The organism is Luteimonas sp. MC1895, assembly GCF_016457215.1.
In the GTDB taxonomy this organism is placed as follows: Bacteria; Pseudomonadota; Gammaproteobacteria; order Xanthomonadales; family Xanthomonadaceae; genus Luteimonas.
Map to the genome: position 1 here is coordinate 180,941 of NZ_JAEMDY010000002.1, position 17,810 is coordinate 198,750.

At 64.7% G+C, this 17,810-nt stretch carries 16 protein-coding genes and 1 tRNA gene; 1 reads left to right on the forward strand and 16 read right to left on the reverse strand.

The features are described 5' to 3' along the window. Nucleotides 1–94: 94 nt before the first annotated feature. The 4 genes from fabB to JG616_RS06535 all read right to left on the reverse strand — a co-directional run bounded on the left by fabB (nt 95) and on the right by JG616_RS06535 (nt 2,529). Nucleotides 95–1,303 (reverse strand): beta-ketoacyl-ACP synthase I, encoded by a 1,209-nt coding sequence (gene fabB, locus JG616_RS06520; protein WP_199362423.1) that lies wholly within the window; start codon nt 1,301–1,303, stop codon nt 95–97. After that, nucleotides 1,303–1,818: a 3-hydroxyacyl-[acyl-carrier-protein] dehydratase FabA gene (gene fabA / locus JG616_RS06525; protein WP_199362424.1), complete on the reverse strand. Its 516-nt coding sequence runs from the start codon at nt 1,816–1,818 to the stop codon at nt 1,303–1,305. The genes fabB and fabA overlap by 1 nt, the downstream gene beginning before the upstream one ends. 95 nt (nt 1,819–1,913) lie before the next feature. After that, a tRNA-Ile gene (locus JG616_RS06530) sits at nt 1,914–1,989 on the reverse strand. 159 nt (nt 1,990–2,148) lie between these two features. Continuing rightward, nucleotides 2,149–2,529 (reverse strand): hypothetical protein, encoded by a 381-nt coding sequence (locus tag JG616_RS06535; RefSeq protein ID WP_199392061.1) that lies wholly within the window; start codon nt 2,527–2,529, stop codon nt 2,149–2,151. Nucleotides 2,530–2,694: 165 nt separating this feature from the next. Between JG616_RS06535 and JG616_RS06540 the strand changes: the two genes are divergently transcribed. Then, complete coding sequence (locus JG616_RS06540; RefSeq protein WP_199392062.1) at nt 2,695–3,639, forward strand: ADP-ribosylglycohydrolase family protein; 945 nt, start codon at nt 2,695–2,697, stop codon at nt 3,637–3,639. Here the strand turns inward: JG616_RS06540 and JG616_RS06545 are convergent. The 12 genes from JG616_RS06545 to JG616_RS06600 all read right to left on the reverse strand — a co-directional run bounded on the left by JG616_RS06545 (nt 3,636) and on the right by JG616_RS06600 (nt 17,796). After that, nucleotides 3,636–4,253: a hypothetical protein gene (locus tag JG616_RS06545; protein WP_199392063.1), complete on the reverse strand. Its 618-nt coding sequence runs from the start codon at nt 4,251–4,253 to the stop codon at nt 3,636–3,638. The genes JG616_RS06540 and JG616_RS06545 overlap by 4 nt on opposite strands. 31 nt (nt 4,254–4,284) lie before the next feature. Continuing rightward, nucleotides 4,285–4,437, reverse strand: coding sequence for a hypothetical protein (locus tag JG616_RS06550; RefSeq protein WP_199392064.1), 153 nt, complete (start codon nt 4,435–4,437; stop codon nt 4,285–4,287). 52 nt (nt 4,438–4,489) lie between these two features. After that, a complete protein-coding gene (locus JG616_RS06555; RefSeq protein WP_199392065.1) occupies nt 4,490–4,840 on the reverse strand; it encodes a hypothetical protein in 351 nt (116 codons plus the stop codon). Then, nucleotides 4,837–5,304, reverse strand: a complete 468-nt coding sequence (locus JG616_RS06560; protein WP_199392066.1) for a hypothetical protein — start codon at nt 5,302–5,304, stop codon at nt 4,837–4,839. Before JG616_RS06560 ends, JG616_RS06555 begins: the two co-directional genes overlap by 4 nt. Nucleotides 5,305–5,324: 20 nt before the next feature. Further along, entirely contained in the window at nt 5,325–7,448 is a 2,124-nt protein-coding gene (locus tag JG616_RS06565; protein ID WP_199392067.1) for an AAA family ATPase, read from the reverse strand. A gap of 41 nt (nt 7,449–7,489) precedes the next feature. After that, on the reverse strand, nt 7,490–7,771 hold the full coding sequence (locus tag JG616_RS06570; protein ID WP_199392068.1) for a hypothetical protein: 282 nt from the start codon (nt 7,769–7,771) through the stop codon (nt 7,490–7,492). Nucleotides 7,772–8,369: 598 nt separating this feature from the next. Continuing rightward, nucleotides 8,370–9,989, reverse strand: a complete 1,620-nt coding sequence (locus JG616_RS06575) for a nuclease-related domain-containing DEAD/DEAH box helicase (protein WP_199392069.1) — start codon at nt 9,987–9,989, stop codon at nt 8,370–8,372. A gap of 98 nt (nt 9,990–10,087) precedes the next feature. Beyond that, on the reverse strand, nt 10,088–10,969 hold the full coding sequence (locus JG616_RS06580) for a hypothetical protein (RefSeq protein WP_199392070.1): 882 nt from the start codon (nt 10,967–10,969) through the stop codon (nt 10,088–10,090). Continuing rightward, nucleotides 10,966–11,937: a GntR family transcriptional regulator gene (locus tag JG616_RS13785; RefSeq protein ID WP_199392071.1), complete on the reverse strand. Its 972-nt coding sequence runs from the start codon at nt 11,935–11,937 to the stop codon at nt 10,966–10,968. The genes JG616_RS06580 and JG616_RS13785 overlap by 4 nt, the downstream gene beginning before the upstream one ends. Nucleotides 11,938–12,048: 111 nt before the next feature. Beyond that, nucleotides 12,049–12,750: a SprT family zinc-dependent metalloprotease gene (locus tag JG616_RS06590; RefSeq protein WP_235973002.1), complete on the reverse strand. Its 702-nt coding sequence runs from the start codon at nt 12,748–12,750 to the stop codon at nt 12,049–12,051. Next, the gene (locus JG616_RS06595; RefSeq protein WP_199392072.1) at nt 12,750–15,851 is read right to left on the reverse strand and encodes an HsdR family type I site-specific deoxyribonuclease; all 3,102 of its coding nucleotides are present in this window, start codon (nt 15,849–15,851) and stop codon (nt 12,750–12,752) included. The genes JG616_RS06590 and JG616_RS06595 overlap by 1 nt, the downstream gene beginning before the upstream one ends. Then, the gene (locus JG616_RS06600) at nt 15,844–17,796 is read right to left on the reverse strand and encodes a DUF262 domain-containing protein (RefSeq protein ID WP_199392073.1); all 1,953 of its coding nucleotides are present in this window, start codon (nt 17,794–17,796) and stop codon (nt 15,844–15,846) included. Before JG616_RS06600 ends, JG616_RS06595 begins: the two co-directional genes overlap by 8 nt. Nucleotides 17,797–17,810 lie beyond the last annotated feature (14 nt).

Here is a 17,810-nt window from a genome sequence, read left to right on the forward strand (position 1 = left end):
GAACGATGGATCCCGGACGCGCCGTGCCGCAGCGCCGTGCGCGCCGCAGCGACCCACGCCGCAGCGCCGGGGCGCAGCCGCCCCGACGCGCGCGTCAGACGCGCGCGAACACCAGGCTGGCGTTGGTGCCGCCGAAGCCGAAGCTGTTCGACATCACCGTGTCCAGCTTCGCCTCGCGGCTCTCGCGCACGATCGGAAAACCTTCCGCGCGCGGGTCCAGATCGTCGATGTGCGCGGAGCCGGCGATGAAGCCGTCGCGCATCATCAGCAGGCTGTAGATCGCCTCGTGCACGCTGGCCGCGCCGAGCGAGTGCCCGGTCAGCGCCTTGGTCGACGACAGCGGCGGCACCGCGTCGCCGAACGCCGCGCGCACCGCTTCCAGCTCGACGATGTCGCCCAGCGGCGTCGAGGTGCCATGGGTGTTCAGGTAGTCGACGGGCGTCTTCACCGTCGCCAGCGCGTTCTGCATGCAGCGCACCGCGCCCTCGCCGCTCGGCGCGACCATGTCGGCGCCGTCGGAGGTGACGCCATAGCCGACGAGCTCGGCGTGGATCGTGGCGCCACGGGCCTTGGCGTGCTCGTAGTCCTCGAGTACCAGCATGCCGCCGCCGCCGGCGATGACGAAGCCGTCGCGGCCGGCGTCATAGGGACGCGAGGCGACCGCAGGCGTGTCGTTCCAGCCGGACGACAACGCGCCCATCGCATCGAACATCACGCTCATCGCCCAGTGCTCCTCCTCGCCGCCGCCGGCGAACACCACGTCCTGCGCGCCGTGGCGGATCAGGTCCGCGGCCGCGCCGATGCAGTGCGCCGACGTCGCGCAGGCGGCGGAAATGGAATAGCTGAGGCCGAGGATGCCGAAAGCCGTCGCCAGCGTGGCCGAGACCGTCGAGCACATCGTGCGCGGGACCATGTAGGGACCGACCTTGCGCACGCCCTTGTCGCGCAGCAGGTCGGCGGTTGCCACCTGCCACTCGGCCGAGCCGCCGCCCGATCCCGCGATCACCCCCACGCGCGGATGCCTGACCTGGTCCAGCGCGAGGCCGGCATGGTCGATGGCATCGCGCATCGCGACCCACGCGTAGGCCGCGGCATCGCCCATGAAGCGCTTGCGCTTGCGGTCGATCTCGGCCTCGAGGTCGATCGCCGGGACGCCGGCGACCTGGCTGCGCAGGCCGAGCTCCGCGTATTCCGGCACCGCGGTGATTCCACTGCGACCCTCGCGCAGCGCGCGCGAGACGTCGTCGAGCTTGTTTCCAAGGCAGGACACGATGCCCATGCCTGTCACGACTACCCGGCGCATCAGTTGTCCTCGAGGTTCCGGAAAAGGCCCACGCGCATGCTGCTGACGAAGTAGATCTCGTTGCCGTCGACGAAGGTGCGACCGTCGGCGATCACCAGCGGGACCTTGCCGCGCATCACGCGCTTGATGTCGATCTCGTAGCCGACCTGCCTGGCCGTCGGCAGCACCTGGCCGGAGAACTTCAGCTCCCCGCAACCCAGCGCGCGACCACGGCCCGGCTCGCCCAGCCAGGGCAAGTAGAACCCGGCGAGCTGGAACATCGCGTCAAGGCCCAGGCAGCCGGGCATCACCGGGTCGCCGAGGAAGTGGCAGTCGAAGAACCAGAGGTCGGGACTGATGTCGAGCTCGGCCCGGATCACGCCCTTGCCGTAGGCGCCGCCCTCGCTGGAGATGTGCGAGATGCGGTCCATCATCAGCATCGGCGGGGCCGGCAGGCGGGCATTGCCTTCGCCGAACATTTCGCCGCGGCCACAGGCCAGCAGTTGCTCGCGATCGAGGGAGGAAGGACGCGTCATGGGACTCCCGGGTCAGTGCGGCGCAGGCGCCGGAAAAGAGCGCCATTGTGCCACCGCGGGACCGGGGAGCGCCCGTCGGGGTCGCGGCGTGCGGTTGGTGGGCCCACCAGGACTCGAACCTGGAACCAAAGGATTATGAGTCCTCTGCTCTGACCATTGAGCTATAGGCCCGCGGGTGCAGATTGTAGTCATGCCCCGGCGCCCGCGGCCGACAGTGTTGAAACGCTAAAAAAAATCGCGCGGCCGCGACCAGACGACGAGTGACTGGCCACGACCACGCGATCCGATCGTGCGGCGGAAACCCGCCGCACGGCTCGCGATTTCGACGGATTACATGCCGTCGGTGTTGTTCTCGCCGTCGGCGGCCGCGTTGGCCTCCTCGGCGGCGTCCTGGGCCTGCTCGGCCGCGTCGGCAGCCTTCTCGGCGGCGTCGGCGAGGTCGTCGCGACGGGTCAGCTCGTCACCGGTGTCGACCTGGCCCGCGATCTGCGAAGCAGCATCGGCCGCGGCGTCAGCCGCTTCGGCGGCCGCCTGGGCCGACGAGGTCGCCGCCATGTCACCCGTGGCGGAGGCGTTGGCCGCCGCTTCATGGGCTTCGGTCGCCGACTCGGCGGCTTCCTGGGCGGAGTTGGCGGCCTGGTCGGTGTTGCTGCAGGCGGCGAGGGCGGCGGCGAAGCCGAAGGCGATGAGGGTCTTGGCGGTGGTATTCATGTGGTCTCCTGTTCCGGGCGCCTTGGTGCGCCGTGGGACGCACAATGCATGTGGCCGCGTGGTGGCCATGCGAAGAAGCTGGCAGGGCTTGGATCCCATTCAGCAAACTCGGCCCTCGCGGCAGTCCCGACGGTGTGCCCCGATCATGACCTGCCTGGAGGAATAATGAGACTTGCATCTCGACCCCTACATCATCGGGATCGCGTCGCCGGCGGCCTTGTAGGCCTTCTCGTAGGTGATGCGCTGGGCGTCCCCTATGAGTTCCACTCGCCGCGCGACTTGCCGCCAGTCGAGCTGATTGACTTCGAACCGCCACCGGACTTCAGACGGGCCCATCCGCGTGTCGCACCCGGCACCTGGAGTGACGATGGCGCACAGACACTGGTGCTCGCGCGCAGCCTGCTCGAATGCGGCAGGCTGGACCTCGATGATTTCGCCGAAGGTCTGTTGCGCTGGCGCGACGAGGGCTACTGCGCCATCGATGGCGATGTCTTCGACATCGGCATCCAGACCAGCCGTGCGCTAGACCGGCTGGGCGCGGGCGTCCCGCCCGAGTCGGCGGGACCTGCCGGCGAGCGTGACAACGGCAATGGCTCCTTGATGCGGGTGTTGCCGATCGCGCTGTGGCACACGGGACCTGACGTCGACCTCTGCCGTCTGGCGATGCGGCAGTCACTGCCCACGCATGGACACGCCCGCTCGCAGATCGCCTGTGCGCTGTACTGCCTGTGGGTGCGGCGCACGCTTGCGGGCGTGGATGATGCGTGGGACGACGCGGTGGCCACGCTTCGCGGGTTGGCAGCGCTACTGGGGATGCCGCCGCCAGAAGTCGAGCTGGTGCTCGACCCCGTGCATGGCAGGCGGTGCAACGGCACCGGCTACGTTGTTGATTCGCTGTGGTCGGCGCGGGCGGCGGTCATCGGGACGGATGATTTTGAAAGCTGCGTGCGCCGGGCGGTGGCGTTCGGCAATGACACCGATACCACCGCGGCGATTGCGGGCGGGGTGGCGGGGGCACGGTATGGGTTTTCGGAAATACCCCGCCGGTGGCGGACCGGGTTGCGGGGGCGGGATGAGCTCACGCCCTTGCTCGACGTCCCGGCCTTCTAGAGATCCTTCGGCGCGAGTGGACGACCACCCAGCAACGCGCGACTGAATCCAAGCCGGACCGCGTGGGCCAGGGTTTCGAGCGAGACCGCCTCGCGGTCAAACCGCACCGCGTGATCGGGGCTGTAGTTGATGCAGAAGCCCACCACTCGCCCGTAACACACCACGCCTTCCGGCATGGCCGCCACAGCTTGCCGGAGGATGGTTTCGGCACTGTCCGGATCCGGGTACCAGAACAGGCGACTCCTCGCATTCACCAACCCTGCGACCACAATCGGGCTCGGGATGGAGGAGGTGGTGGCCCAGACCACATGCGGCTGGAAGGACTGCCGATAGGCGCGGTCATCACGCGCCCATTGAACGTAACGGCTGTCGTCGATGGCTCCCAGGACGGAAGCCTCGTCCACATCCAGCCCCGCAGCCAGCTTGTCGGCCAGCTCTCGTGATTGCTTGAGGTCGCCGGCCAGCAAGGCCTCGATGCGGCGCACGCCCTTGGCGACGGTCGAGGCGTACCCCATTCGCCCCGCCAGCTGCGCCTTCGTCAGGCCCAGCGCGCGCATTCGCGTCTCCACCAGATCTGCCAGGGGTAGATCACCATCAATATCCAATCGATACATGTCCCCTCCAGGGCATCTGGCCGATATCACGCTAGTACAGCCGGCGCACGGCTTGCGCGCTGTACTCCGGGTTCTGTGCCTCGGCCGCGCGTCGTGCCTGGTCAGGCGTACCCGCGTGCACCACCACCTTGAACGTCGCCGTGCCGCCGCCCTTGCCACCCATCGTCACTTCCCAGCTTGCCATTGTTCCTCTCCCGTCATGGTTTCAAGTTCAACACCATCTGATTCTCTGCATGTCATGGCACGCGCCGCCCGTAGGTCAGCAGCACGGTCGAACTGCTCCCTTGGTGGGTCAGGACGTCTTGGGCAATGAATTTCCAGCCACTGAGCGACATGCCCAAGTGCACGTGATTGATGCGCTGCGGCAAGTCCGATTCCTGGCCGACATCAACGGACACCGTAAAGATCCTCAGCCCCGAGGCGATTGCCTGCATGCCGACTTGCAGGTGCGGATTGTCCGTCGGGTTGGACAGGACCGAAGGCTGGTCCACCTTCGCACTGGCGGCCATCACCGGACTGCCGGACACGAGCAAGAGCGCCCCGACAAGAAGGCAGTTGCAGGCCACGTTCCGTTGCATGGTGGTCATCCGTTGTAGTGGGTCAGGTGATGGGCAAAGTCGTCCCATTCGGAATCTCCCATGCCCCGCTCATCGCCGAACACGTTCTGGTAGTAGTCGTCTTGGAGGTCGCGCTCGAAGGGTTCATTACCGCGCCGCAGGTCGTCCAGCGAACCAGCCCAGACGAGTTCGCACAGGCCGACCAGAGTTGCATTGACGGAATCGAGGTCGATGGCCTTGAGCGCGTTCACCCCATTCAATGCCGTGCTGATGGCCTTCGCCACTGCTTGGACTTCGTCTGCCTCGCCTTCCGAATCCAGGTAGACCAACGCCAGGCGGTCGCGCAAATGGGCGATCGCTTCCGCATCATCGATAAACCAGCAGAAAGCCGTGGCACCGCCAAACGCGGCAGCGTCCTTGATATACAGGCCATGGAAGTACTCGAGCGGAGAACGTTCCGCAACAATGGTGGGAATCTCAGACTGGATTTGCATGGTATGCCCCTTGGTTGGAGTCACAGGAAGCCAATGCGTCGGGTCGGCAGATGCGCTGCCTTGCCAGACTGCTCGCGCTCGAGCATGGCCCGCAGACGCCCCGGTTCCCGGGATTCCGGCAGCAGCCGCGCCTGCCGGTACACGTTCACAAAGTCGCCCGGGGTCAACACCTTGAGCGCATCCAGGCTCAGAGGCAGCTGCATGGGCACCTGCACGTCGAGTGCCTGCAACAGGTCGGCGAACAGCACGCGCACCTGCGCGGGGGCCAGGTAATCAAAGCCCACCTTGAAGTCGAACCGGCGCGCGCTGGCTGCGTCCATGGCATCGATGCGATTGGTCGTGGCCATGAACACACCCTCGAATCGCTCCATGCAGGTAAGCATCTCGTTGACCATGCTCACCTCCCACTGCTGTGACGCACGCTCGCGGTTGCCGAGCAGGCTGTCCGCCTCGTCAATCAGCAGCGCCGCGCCAGCGGCCTCGGCGTCGCGGAAGGCGGCGGCAATCAGCTGCTCGGTCTGCCCGACGTACATCCCCTTCAGCTCCGAGATGCGCTTGACGTGCAGTGGCCGTCCCAGCGCGGCGGCCAGTTGCCGCGCCCACTCCGTCTTGCCGGTGCCCGACGGCCCATGCAGGCACAACCGCGCCGAAGGCTGGCCCGCCAGGCCCAGGGCCAGGCTCCTCAGGTCCACGTCGGCATTCACGCAATCGGCGCGATACGGCATGGCGCTGTCGCGCAAGCCTGCCTGCGGGTTCGCGTCCAGCGCTTTCATCGTCTGCAGCACCAGCGACTGCAGCAAGGCCGCGCCGTCCACCTCGTCGACCGGCGCCAAGGTGCGCAACACCGCCGCCAGGCGCTCCAAATGGCCGGGCGTCAGGGCCGACTCGCCGCCAAGCCTGTGCAGCACGCGTTCCGACAGCGGCAGGTCGGCGAACAGTTGGGCAATCAACCTGCCCCGCCCCGCACGGGTGGGCGTGGCCAGCTCGATGACCATGTCGAAGCGGCGCAGATAGGCGGGGTCGATCTGGCGCACCGAATTGCTCACCCAGAACGTCGGCCGCGCGTTGTCCTCGAGCACGCCCGTCACCCAGCCCTTGTTGCGGTCCCGTGGCGAACCGCGGCGACGTCCCGGAAACGCATCGTCACCGTCGTCCGGGAACACATCCTCGACCTCATCGAACAGCATCATCGTGCGTGGCTGGTGGCGCAGCACTTCCTGGCAGGCGCTGTAACTGGTGAGCCTGTGCATGGGGGACAGCGGGTCCCTGTCCCCGTCGACCGCCGGCACCTCCATCAGCTGGGCGTCCAGCGCGCTGGCCAGCGCGCGCACCAGTTCGGTCTTGCCCGTTCCCGGGGCACCGTGCAACAGAACATTGGCCCCCAGGCGGTTAGACGCGAACACCTGGGACAGATAGCGTTTCAGCAATACGACGTCGCTGGCGGCGTGGTCAAAATCCTCGAGCTTCAGCCGCGCCGGCGGCGCCGGGCGGAAGAACTGGCCGAGAATGGCCTCAACCGTGGCTTCAGGCCCACGCAACACCGCGACCACCGACGGGTTGAAGCGGATGAACATGAAGGGCCGGCTGCAGGTGTGGCGCAGTTCGAAGCCATTGGTGCGACGCAGCGGATTGTCGCGGCGGAACGCCGAGAGCACCTCGCGCTCTTCCAGGTCCAGCATCAGTGCAAACAGCTTCGCCGCGCCGTCGTCATCCACTTCACCGACCAGGTCGATGGCGCGCTGCAGTTCCGGATAGACATTGGCGTGCAGGCCCAGCGACACCAGCGCGCGCTCGGCGGCGGTGAACCGCAGCGCCTTGGCAAGCCCATCGGCAAGCACCTCAGTGTCGGGGGCGCCGAGCGCACGCAGCTCCTCATCGAGCCGCCGCGACTGCGCATCGCAGGCGGCCAACGCCCTGCCAACATCGATGTCCCCGGCGTCGTCATCGCCGCCGATGCCGACAAAGCGCTGCAACAGGGACCGGCAGGCACGCAACGTCAGCACGTTCTCCGCTTCGCCACCCGCCACCGCCACGCGCAGCGTGGCTGCGAGGGCACGCACCACCCAGCGCCTGACCTCGACAGAGGGCAACCTGGTCTGCACATCGTGCACCGCCTGGGCGGTCATCAGCTCTTCAAACGTCATTCCCTATCCCCCATCAGAAATGGACACCACGCGCCGGGCTTTCAGTCCTCCTCGGGATAGTCCGGCGCCGACGGCGGCAGCAGGGTGATGACCTCCAGGCCCTCCTCGAGCTCCTCGATGCCTGCGCGCAGCCCGGCCATGGCCAGCGACCAGGCCGCCAGGTTTACCGAACGCGCCGCCACCATCGAACGCGTGGCGCGCTTGGCCGCGGCGAGCACGGCTTCGGCTGCTGCAAACGCATCGCGCAGCGTCTCCAGCGTCGGATGGAACATGGCCACTTCCACAGCCTCACGCAGCTGCACGTTGACGGCGGTGTAGGTCACCAACACCGTGGGATACACACGGCGGGACTGGGCCGACACGCCGTGGGCAACCAAAGCCTGGGCGCAGGCATGGGACCCGAGGAAGCCCCGGCGCAGCAGCGCGGTCGGGTTGCTGGAACGGCGGGGGGAAGCGGAACGCGACGCAGCGACGGAAGCAACCATGGTCAATCCTCCAGGCGAAAAGTTGATTTGAGGTGAGGCCACGCAGAGGCCACGGCGCTGACAGGCGCGACGTGGCGTCGACGACAGCAGGCTGTCGAGTACGGGATCGGATCGGTGTTGGTCCGGCAGACATGCCGGCAGGATCAGGTGGATGCTCAGATCAACGCTTCGTGCGAGGAGTGGAAGGACTTGCCTCCCATCCGTGCCGAAGGACGAATGCTTTACCAGGATTTGGGACCGCCCTGGAAGTTATTGCTTTAAACCGGCGGTGGTGAATTTGCGGCGCGCACTCTAACTGCAACGTTGCTGGTACGCAAGGACTATTTTCGCGACTGGCGGGAAGATGGAATGGGGCGTGCCGCGGCAGACGCACATCATGCAACCGGGGCGTCGCACCAGCTGCGACTGGTGCGCATGACGGGACATTTCGAGCGCCTCAGCGGCTCATGTCGACAAACAGCGTGGCGCCCACGGTCGCCCGGGTCAGCGCCACATACAGGGCACGGCGCCATTCCGGCTCGCCCATGCTCGAAGCGTTGCCGCCCAGCACCAGCGCATGCGCGCACTGCTTTCCCTTCGCGCGCGACACGCTCTCGGCCAGCAGGGATCCCGACGTCATGGCCTGCTCGCCGTCGAGCGTATAGCCACCCGTAAAGCGCCGGAGTGAGTAGGGACCGATGGAGTCACCCAGGGGCTTGAGGCCGCTGGTGCCCTGCATGCCGATGACCATCAGGTCCGACAGGTCCAGCCCCTTCCGCAGCAGTTGGGCGATCTCCCGCTCCAACGCTTCCATCAGGTCCTGCTCGCCACCGTGCAGCTGGCGGACCTCAAGCCCGGAGCCTTCCGCCGGGTTGAGGAAGCGGACGCCGCTTGGCGCCACATCGGCCAACTCGGCAGCCAGGCGCGTCGGCGTGCGGTAGTTGTCCAGCACCCGCAGCACGGCATGGCCGCGGTGACGCCCGGCAGCGCGTTCCATCAGGTCCTGCGCCGGGTCGCCCACCCATACAAAGTCACCGTCGGGCGCCAGCAGCTTGAGCAGCTGGTCGATGTCTTCGTCCGCAAGATCCTGACCTTCATCCACGAAGATGCTGTCGTAGAGGAACTCTGCGGGCCATCCAAGCCTCTCAAGTGCCTCCGTCGTCTCCTCCTCGAGCTGTCTCCAGAACACCCAATCGGCCTTTTCCGGGAACTTCAACTCGATACCCAGGGCCTCGGCCAGGTTGCGGCGCAGGGCAAACCAGGTTTCCACCGTGGCCCCGGGCAAACCGTCCCGATGCAGGTCCGCCAGTGGCCGATTGAAGCAGGTCAGCAAGGTGCGCCTGCCAGCGGCCACGGACCGACGGGCGAGCACCCGCAGGAGTTCCGACTTTCCCGAGCCGGCACAGGCCTCGATGCGCAGGCGCATCGGCTGCATCTCGAGATTCTCCAGGACCACGCGCATGGGCCCGGACAACTGGATGCGCATGCGGTCGGCCAGGGTGCGATGGCCGTGCAGGCTGGGCACCAGGTCCAGGGTGCCCTCGAGGAAGGAGACGATTGCGGCGACCTTCCCTGGTTCTGGCTCCCCGCCGCCAATCAGTTCCTCGATGACACGTGGCAATCGATCGGCACGCCCCTGGTCGACCAGGCAGCAGTCGTCCAGCGCAATGTCCTGCACATCCTTGATGCGCACGTCAGGGAAGTAGCCCACGCTGATGCAGCCCGTCAGCGGCGGGACGCGACCGCGCTGCAGCTTGCGCAGGAAGCTCTCGCGATTGCGCGCCATCTGCTTGCTGACCGACTTGGTCTGGCCGCCGTACGCCTTGCTCAGCTCCCCGCCTTCGTACTCGACCGAGCCGTTCTTCTGCTCGATCAGTACGACTGCGCCGGCCGGTGAAATGACGACAAAGTCGATTTCGCCCTGCATGAGGCGGCGGCGGGTCGGGAGGGTCCAGTGACACCCGTGGACAACGACCCAATCAGCGGGGAGTCCTTCGCCGAGGGCCTGGAGGGTCGGTAGTTCAGCCGGGTTGGAGAGACTGCTCGCGAGGACATCGCCGGGAATCAGACGGGCCATAGCACTCGCTCGAACCCAAGACGCAGGTCTGGTTGTCTAGGGTTGATGTCAGTCATTGCGGTTCGCTTCTCTTGTTCGCGACGGAAGGCCGCGATGGGTCAAAGTTGATCGATCAGTTGCAGCAGGCTGGCATAGGCGCGGCGATACGCGTCGAGGGTGGTCCCATGTGGTGCAAGAACACCGTTGAGGGCAATCGCGTGGGCATCACGCAGGTAATCGGCGATGCTGGTCAGGCCGCTCGGGACGGCAGCCTTCATCTCGGCGGAGCTGTCGGGATACAAGACTGTCAGTGTCTCGTTCCACTCGCGCTGCCAAGCCTCACCGGCGGCGGGCGACTGTTTTCTCGCCAGCCACCACAGCGAAATCGCACGGCCCACGTCCTTGGTGAATCGCGGCGGACCACCTGGCAAGTTCGAGATCGGCGTCCTGTCCGGGTCGGCATGCTCCAGCAGATGCGCCAACGCCATGCGCGCTGGTGTCGCCACGCGCAGACCGAACCCGGTTTCCTGGGCGCCATGCACGGCAACGCGCATGTAGCGGAAGCTCGGCAGGCCGAACACTCCCAGCTCCGTCTGGAAGCGACGCCAATGCTTGCGCGTCGCTTGGTCTTGCGGAGGCTCGGCCAGAAGCTCGACAAACCAACCGTCGTTGCTCTCCGGTGGACTCAGGCGCAGCGCTGGCAGATCGTCGTGCGGCGTGTCGGCATTGCCGGGTTCCCGCCCGTGCGTGAACTGCGGTGTCCAGCCGTTGTCGAACAGTTCTTGCCCCAGCGTTTCTGCCGTCGCGACTGCATCAATGGCGGGACGCAGCAGCAGGTCGATGTCCTTGGTGGCGACGGAATGGGTACCTGAGATATCCCGGAACGCCCACGCCGTGGCGATACTGCCGATGACCACCACATTGGCGCGCAGGGCGGGCGGAACCTGTTCGGCCACCCGCTTCAGCAGGCTGCTGGCATCCAGCTCCAGGTACTGGTTCACCGGCGCAGCGCCCTGGCGTACTGCAGAGCCTGCTCGCGCAGCCCCATATCGAGCAGGGACAGGAACACGTCCATCCCATAAGCGCAGCGTGCCTGATTCAGGCCGGCATCGCGCACGAACGGGGTATCAGCCCGCACCAGGGTGACAACGACAGGCGCCGGCACCAGGACGCTGGGCTCCAGCTCAAGACCATCGTCGAGCAAGCGCAGCAGCCGAGAGTCGAACACCTTCGCGTCGCGTGGGACATGGGCCACCAGGTCAAGGCGGGGCATGCCCATCAGGTCGAGTTCCGGGACATCTGCCTGCGCAACCGGGGTACCCGACAGGGCCAGATTTTCCCATCCCGAGGGCGACGATGGCCCCAGCAGGGACAGAGCGCGCTTCAGCAGCATGGCCGGAGGCTTGAGCTGGGCGCCACGCTCGAAGCGGAACCGCAGCGTTTGCGGCAGGGCGCGGATCTTTGCCAGGAGTTCGGCGGAAACGTCCTCGGCAGCCACTTCGATACCGCGGCCCCACGAGTGCGCCACGCCCGCTTGTTTCAGTTTGGCCAGCGCTTCACGGATGGGCGTTTGCGAGGCGCCGATCTTGTCCATCAGGCCCTTGATCGGCTGCGGCCCATCGTCTTCCAGATTGGCGCCCAACAGGAGGCGCAGCACCTCGAAACGGTAGTTCGGTCGATCCAGCGGCAGGATGCCCGACTCGATGCGGTAGCCGGCCCGCTTCCCGATGGAATCCTCGGGCCCCTGTTCGATGCTGAGGGTCATCCGGGCGCGCACGCCCGACGCGATGGCCGGCAGCAGGCGGTCCCACTCTTCCTGGACGGTGGTAACGCCGATCACCGGGTCGACCACGGTCATCCGCCCCTTGGCCTGATTGGCAGCCAACCTCGCCGCCAGGTCCAACGTCTCCGCCCTCAGTTCGCGGGTATTCCTTAGCTGGCGCAATGTCTTGTGGAACGTGACGGGCACAGTGCTTCCTCGGTTCGGGCCCCACGCTGGTATTTTGCATATAACTTATTACATTGCAAGTAATACTTTACTTTGCATATAACTCGTCAAGCCGCTCTGCTGCAGCGCGCTTCAAATCTCGGGCAGCGGAAGTCTATTGAGCTCCGCCCGCGCTTCCCGCCATGGCGAAAAGTGCTCATCCAACAGCGCAATGAAACGCTCGTCGTGCGTCGGCGCGATCAAATGCGCCATTTCGTGCACCAGCACGTACTTCAGCAGGTGCCTGGGCTTCTTGACCAGTTCTGTGTTCAAACGGATGTGGCCGCGGGCATGGTTGCAGCTGCCCCAGCGCGTCTTCATGCGTTGCAGGTAGTAGGCACGCACCTTCACGCCGATCCGAGGCTCCCAGGCACGGATGAGGCCGGGAAGGACCGCATGTAACTGCGCCTTGTGCCACTCGTGCATCACGTCCGCGCGCTTCGCTTCATCACTCCCGGGGCGGACCACGAGGGTGATGCGCTTGTGGTCCTGAAGAACGCCAGGCTTGGCGTCCACGTATTGGACATCGAGCAGATAGCGTTGGCCCCAGAGGTAGTGGCTCTCCCGGGTGACGTGGCGCCTTGGTGGCTCGCGCGCCTGCGCATGAAACGCCGTCTGCTGCTTGCGGATCCACGAGAGCCGGGTAATGGCATAGGCTCGCAGCACGTCCAAGTGGGTTTTCGAGGGTGCGACCAAGGTCACCCTTCCTTCCGGCGGGTGTACAGACAAGTGGACGTGCTTGACATCCTTGCGTGTCACCGCAATCTCGATGTCTCCAAGCTGCAGGGTGTCCATCAGCGATAGCCGGGCTGATTCTTGACCAGTTCAAACAACCTGTCCCTTGCATCGCGGTCGCCATCAACCAGCTTGAGCAAAGTACCCCTTACCACTCGTTCGCGTATCTCGTTGCCCTTCCAGTCGGCCGGAACACTTTCACGCATCGCAGTATCGATCTGCACTGCCTTGCTGATCAGCTCGCTTTCATGCCAGATCGGGACCTGTGCAACATGCTTGGCGTCGACGGGCCTGGCCAGGATATCTGGCAGGTTTCGGTAGACTACGATCGCCTCGAGTCGGCCATGCAGCGCCTCCGGCGCCTGCTCACCACCAGTCGCATGCGCGGCCAGTTTCCTGGCCAACGCCTCGGCCTGCTTCAGGAACTCTTCGTAGTCCTTCGCGTCGTCATGCGACTGCTGGATCAAATCCTCCAGCAGGCTGGCCATCTCCGTGAAAAAACGCGGGTCGGTCAACCGTTCCTGGATGATGGCCTTGCGGACGTTGTTGATAATCCCCTCGGCCACGGCCTTGTTGCTGGCGCCCTTGGCATTCAGCTTCTGCGCGATGGCATCGTGGATGCCGGTCTTGACGATCAGGTCGACCAGTGACAGGTCGCCCATGTCACCGAGCGCGCGGGCATCGTCGGCCCTGACGTAACGGTTGAGGAGATCGCGCATGTCACCCTCGAAGGGCTTGACGTCGAACTCCTCGCCAGAATGGTTCTTGATGGCAGCACGCATCTCGGCATAAAAGGCGACTTCCTTCTCAAGCCCGGCGATTGTGGCCGCGTCGAATCCGGCGTTCTCCAGCTCGCTTCCGATATCTGCCCAGGCCCGTACAAAGGCCGTGACCAGCTTGTAGAAGGAAATCCGCAGCGGCTCGGACTGCTCAAGCGCTTCGGCGTCCTGCGATTCTCCGCAGAAGTAGCCAATGAACTGCTCCAGATCCCGTGGCGGCAGCACCGGCTCGCACAAGTGCAGCAGCGCGTCCCGGCTTTCCTCCAGCTTTCTGGTGCCTTCAACAATCCAGTTCTTCAACGTGACATTGCCATCCTGGCCATCCTTTGAATCCACCTCCAGCTGATCGGAGCTGTAGACGGAAATGGCTTCCTGCACCTTGCCGTACAGCTCCTTGAAATCGACGATAAAGCCGAAGTCCTTGTCGTCTCCATCGAGACGGTTGGTACGGCAGATAGCCTGGAACAGGTCGTGGTCGCGGAGGTTGCGATCCAGATAGATGTAGCTGCAGCTGGGCGCGTCGAATCCCGTCAGCAACTTGCTGACCACGATCAACAGCTTGCAGTTGGCCGGCTCGTCCTTGAAGCGCCGCTTCATCTCGGCTTCGTACCTGTCGGTACTGTCGAACCCGTCAAGGACCCAATCCTTGTAGGTGTCGTACTTGTAACAGTAGTCGCTGCCGGCTGGCTCCTTCGAGTACTGGGACTTGTCGGGCTCGAACGACGTGATGATGCCGACGTGCTTGCCGAACTCCGTGTTCTGGAACAGGCGGAAGTAATGGCAGGCGTCGTAGATCTCGTCCGCGACCAGGATTGCGGTGCCGCGGCCGTCGTTAAGGCGGCGACGAGTGTCGAAATCTTCGAGGATGCTGTTGATGATCCGGTCTTTGCGCTCCTTGGAACTGAGCAGCTCCTCCATCGTGGCCCAACGCTTTCGCAGGGCCGCTTTCTGGAAGTTGTTCAGATGCTTCGTCTTCTTGGCGAAGTAGTCTTCGATTCTCTCTTTGCTGCCAAGTTCCTGCGGCACCTCGCGTGCTTCGTACCGGAGGTCAAGCACCACCTTGTCGGCCACCGCCTCCGGGAACTTGTAGGTGTGGATATAGGTGCCGAAAACGTCGTGGGTCGTCTGCTTGTCCTTGCGCAGCAGCGGCGTGCCGGTGAAGCCGATGAAGATGGCGTCGCCAAGCCAGCGCTTCATCTGCTTGTTCATGTCGCCACCCTGGGTGCGGTGGGCTTCGTCCACGAACACGTAAAAGCGGCCATGCACGGGGGGCGGCAGGCCTGCAAGGTCGGTGGTATCGAACTTGTGGAGCAGCGCGCACAACAGCCTTGGCGTCGTCGCACCAAGTTTATCCACCAGGTCGGCGCGGGATGTCACGCGCGACGAATCGAGGCCAGCGTTCTTCAGCACCCGACTGATCTGCTCATCGAGTTCATCGCGATCGGTGATGACCAGAATGCGGGCAGTCGAATCGTCTTCCAGCAGCCATTTTGCCAACAGCACCATCAGGATGCTCTTGCCGCTCCCCTGGGTGTGCCAGATGACGCCGCCTTCGCGCTTGCTCGTGCGCTCCTGCGCCGCCTTGATGCCGGCGTACTGGTGCTGGCGCGGCACCTTCTTGATGCCTCCATCGAAAATCACAAAGTTGTAAAGAAAATCAAGGAGACGCGTCTTGTCGAACAGCTGCGCCAGTGGGCGGTCCAGGAGGACGCCGGCCTCGCCACTCGCCAAGCCGGCCTCGTCCTTCCACCGGACGTAAAACTCTTCAGGACTGCCGACCGTGCCGTAGTAGATCCCTTGGGAATCACTGCCCGCCAGCAACAGCTGCGCCGTGCTGAAGAAGCCTTCGTTGAACTGCTTCTTCTGGTTGCTGATGAGCTGGCGGATGCCCTCGGCCATGTCCCGACTACTGCGCTTGAGCTCGATGACGGCGATGGCAATGCCGTTGATGTACAGCACGATGTCCGGGCGGCGGTCGAAGCCGCTGCGCAGGGTGACCTCCTCGGCCAAGGCAAAGTCGTTGTTGTCCGGATTAGCCCAGTCGATGAAATGGACCTTGCGGATCGGCTCGCCCAGCGCCGTCTGCACATCGGCGCCATAGCGCAGCAGACTGTAGGTCTTGAGGTTGGCGTCGTAGAGGGTGTTGCCGCTGACCTCGGCGGCAGCGTGCAGCTTAGGCAAAGCCGCTGAGATCTGTGCATCGGTGTAGCCACGCCTTCTCAGGTTGGCAGAGAGACACTCAGCCTCGATATTGCGATTACCCTCCCGCTTGCCCCAGTCGCCCAGGTACTTGTAGCCCAGGCAGTCCGCACGCGTCTTATCAGTGAAAAGCCCAACAACGCGGTTCTGGGTGGTGCGCTCTGCCCTGGGGCGGCTAGACATCTACGGCCTCCGACAACACTTCGGCTTCGACGTACTTCTGGAACGACGCGATGTCCGTGAAGCAACGGTATCCCGCCTGACTGGCCAGCGTGATTACGGGTGCCTCCTCGTTGAGAAGAACCACCACCGGCTGACTGAGCTCTTCCTGCAGGCCCATCGGCCAGGCAAGGTCGAACACCGCGAACTGCTCGCCGGTCTGGGGGTCCGCAAAGTCGTAGTCGATGGTGCCACGCGGCAAGCCCTGATCCACCACCCAGGCGTTGAGTGCCTCCAACTCGGCTTCTTCTGCCTCGCTTTCCACACCGCTGCCAACGACTGTGCCAACGATCGGCGCAGCGGCGCCGGACAGCCACTTCGTATCACCGTGCAGCAAGCCTTCCAGACGCTTGTTCAGTTCAGCCGCCAGAAGCACTTTGCGCGCTTCCATGAACTCTCGGTAGTTCTCGATCTTCCACAGCTCCGGATCCATCGGGATCCACTGCGAGGCCAGCGCACCAGGATGCGCCTGCTCGATCTTCGGGAAATAGACCTCCGGCAGCGTGTCGCTGATGACCAGGTTGGTGTCCTTGGTCAGGAAGCAGTAGTTGGCCAGCGCATTGACTTCTGATTTCTTGAAGTTGCGCTTGTACAACTGCGCCTTGGGGAAAATGTGGTGCACTTCCAGCTTGCTCATCTTCCCGTGCATGCTCGCCTTGAGCGCGATGCCCGAGCCCCAATCGCGCGCCTCGCCCACCCGGGTCAGCATGTACAGCACGGGATAGAACCGGGCGCCCAGGCTCCACCCGGTGAAGTGGGCGGCTTCTGCACGCAACCCGCCGTGCCACAGGCGTAGCTGCTCCAGCAGGCGATCCAGGTCACCGTCCTCGATGACCGCCAGGTCCTGGTCGATGAAGGATTCGACCGAACCCGAGAAGCGGCCCCACATGCCGGACTGGAAGTACCAGAACAGCAGCTTGTCGCGGTCCTTCTCGTTCGGCGGCCCCAGCTTCTTCTGCTGGCGCTGGTCGAGGTAGCGGGCCATGACCGGGAAGCCGCCGCGGGAAAACAGCACCCGGTCATGATCCAGGCCGAGCCGGTCGGCAATCATGTTGAGGCCGACATCGATCTGCTTGCAGGCGCGCTTGAGTGCGTCCTGCACTTCCGCCGGGCCTTGCTCGTGCAGGTACAGGAACTTGGCTTCACCGGTCAGCACGGTATTCACTGAGCGCAGCAGCCAGTCCAGGCTGAAGTCGTAGCCGTGGTCGTGCCACTCCTTGAGCTTCTTCTTCATCTCGTCGCGCCCGGTCGGCCAGTCGGCACAGATCTTGGCCAGCGCCAGGTCGCCCTTGGACAACTTGGTGCCGCCGCTGTTGACGCGGTTGAAGATGTCCACCACGACGTCCAGCGACTTGTCCGCGCCGGTCACTTCCTCGATGTGCAGGTCGATGTCGGCAATGCCGAGCACGCGGCTCAGGCGCGCCACATAGTCGCCGAGTTTCGGCGCCAGTGCGGGCGTGGACAGCTGGCTGATGTAGGCGCCCATGCCATCGGTGCCGCCTTTCATCAGCGTGGACACGTCCACCCACAAGGGGTTGTCCTTCATCTTGGCCGGCTGGTAGAACTCGAAGGTCTGCGTGTCCAGGTTGAACTGCAGGCCGGTGAAGGCCTTGGCCTTGCCGTCGAAGAACTTCGGCGGCTTACCGCGAATGACACCGTACAGCGAGGTCATGCGCTGCTGGCCGTCCAGCAGCAGCTTGACGATGCCCGGCGCCAGCGTGCCGTCCCCGCGGTGGGTGGCGCCCATTGATTCCGTGGCCCAGACCAGCAGTCCACCCACCGGATGGCGTTTGTACATGGAATCGAACAGTCCACGGACCTGATCACCGTTCCAGACGTAGCCGCGCTGAAACTCGGGCAGGGCCATGTGGCCGCTGTCGATGTGGTCGAGGATGGTCGAAATCTTCATGTGGCGGACTCCCC

Bases quoted from the DNA above. Each gene is read 5' to 3' on its own strand.
- fabB (WP_199362423.1), bottom strand. From the start codon at position 1,303: ATGCGCCGGGTAGTCGTGACAGGCATGGGCATCGTGTCCTGCCTTGGA.
- JG616_RS06575 (WP_199392069.1), bottom strand. From the start codon at position 9,989: ATGGCCCGTCTGATTCCCGGCGATGTCCTCGCGAGCAGTCTCTCCAAC.
- JG616_RS06535 (WP_199392061.1), bottom strand. From the start codon at position 2,529: ATGAATACCACCGCCAAGACCCTCATCGCCTTCGGCTTCGCCGCCGCC.
- JG616_RS06550 (WP_199392064.1), bottom strand. From the start codon at position 4,437: ATGGCAAGCTGGGAAGTGACGATGGGTGGCAAGGGCGGCGGCACGGCG.
- JG616_RS06595 (WP_199392072.1), bottom strand. From the start codon at position 15,851: ATGTCTAGCCGCCCCAGGGCAGAGCGCACCACCCAGAACCGCGTTGTT.
- JG616_RS06545 (WP_199392063.1), bottom strand. From the start codon at position 4,253: ATGTATCGATTGGATATTGATGGTGATCTACCCCTGGCAGATCTGGTG.
- JG616_RS06555 (WP_199392065.1), bottom strand. From the start codon at position 4,840: ATGACCACCATGCAACGGAACGTGGCCTGCAACTGCCTTCTTGTCGGG.
- JG616_RS06600 (WP_199392073.1), bottom strand. From the start codon at position 17,796: ATGAAGATTTCGACCATCCTCGACCACATCGACAGCGGCCACATGGCC.
- JG616_RS06560 (WP_199392066.1), bottom strand. From the start codon at position 5,304: ATGCAAATCCAGTCTGAGATTCCCACCATTGTTGCGGAACGTTCTCCG.
- JG616_RS06540 (WP_199392062.1), top strand. From the start codon at position 2,695: ATGAGACTTGCATCTCGACCCCTACATCATCGGGATCGCGTCGCCGGC.
- JG616_RS06565 (WP_199392067.1), bottom strand. From the start codon at position 7,448: ATGACGTTTGAAGAGCTGATGACCGCCCAGGCGGTGCACGATGTGCAG.
- fabA (WP_199362424.1), bottom strand. From the start codon at position 1,818: ATGACGCGTCCTTCCTCCCTCGATCGCGAGCAACTGCTGGCCTGTGGC.
- JG616_RS06590 (WP_235973002.1), bottom strand. From the start codon at position 12,750: ATGGACACCCTGCAGCTTGGAGACATCGAGATTGCGGTGACACGCAAG.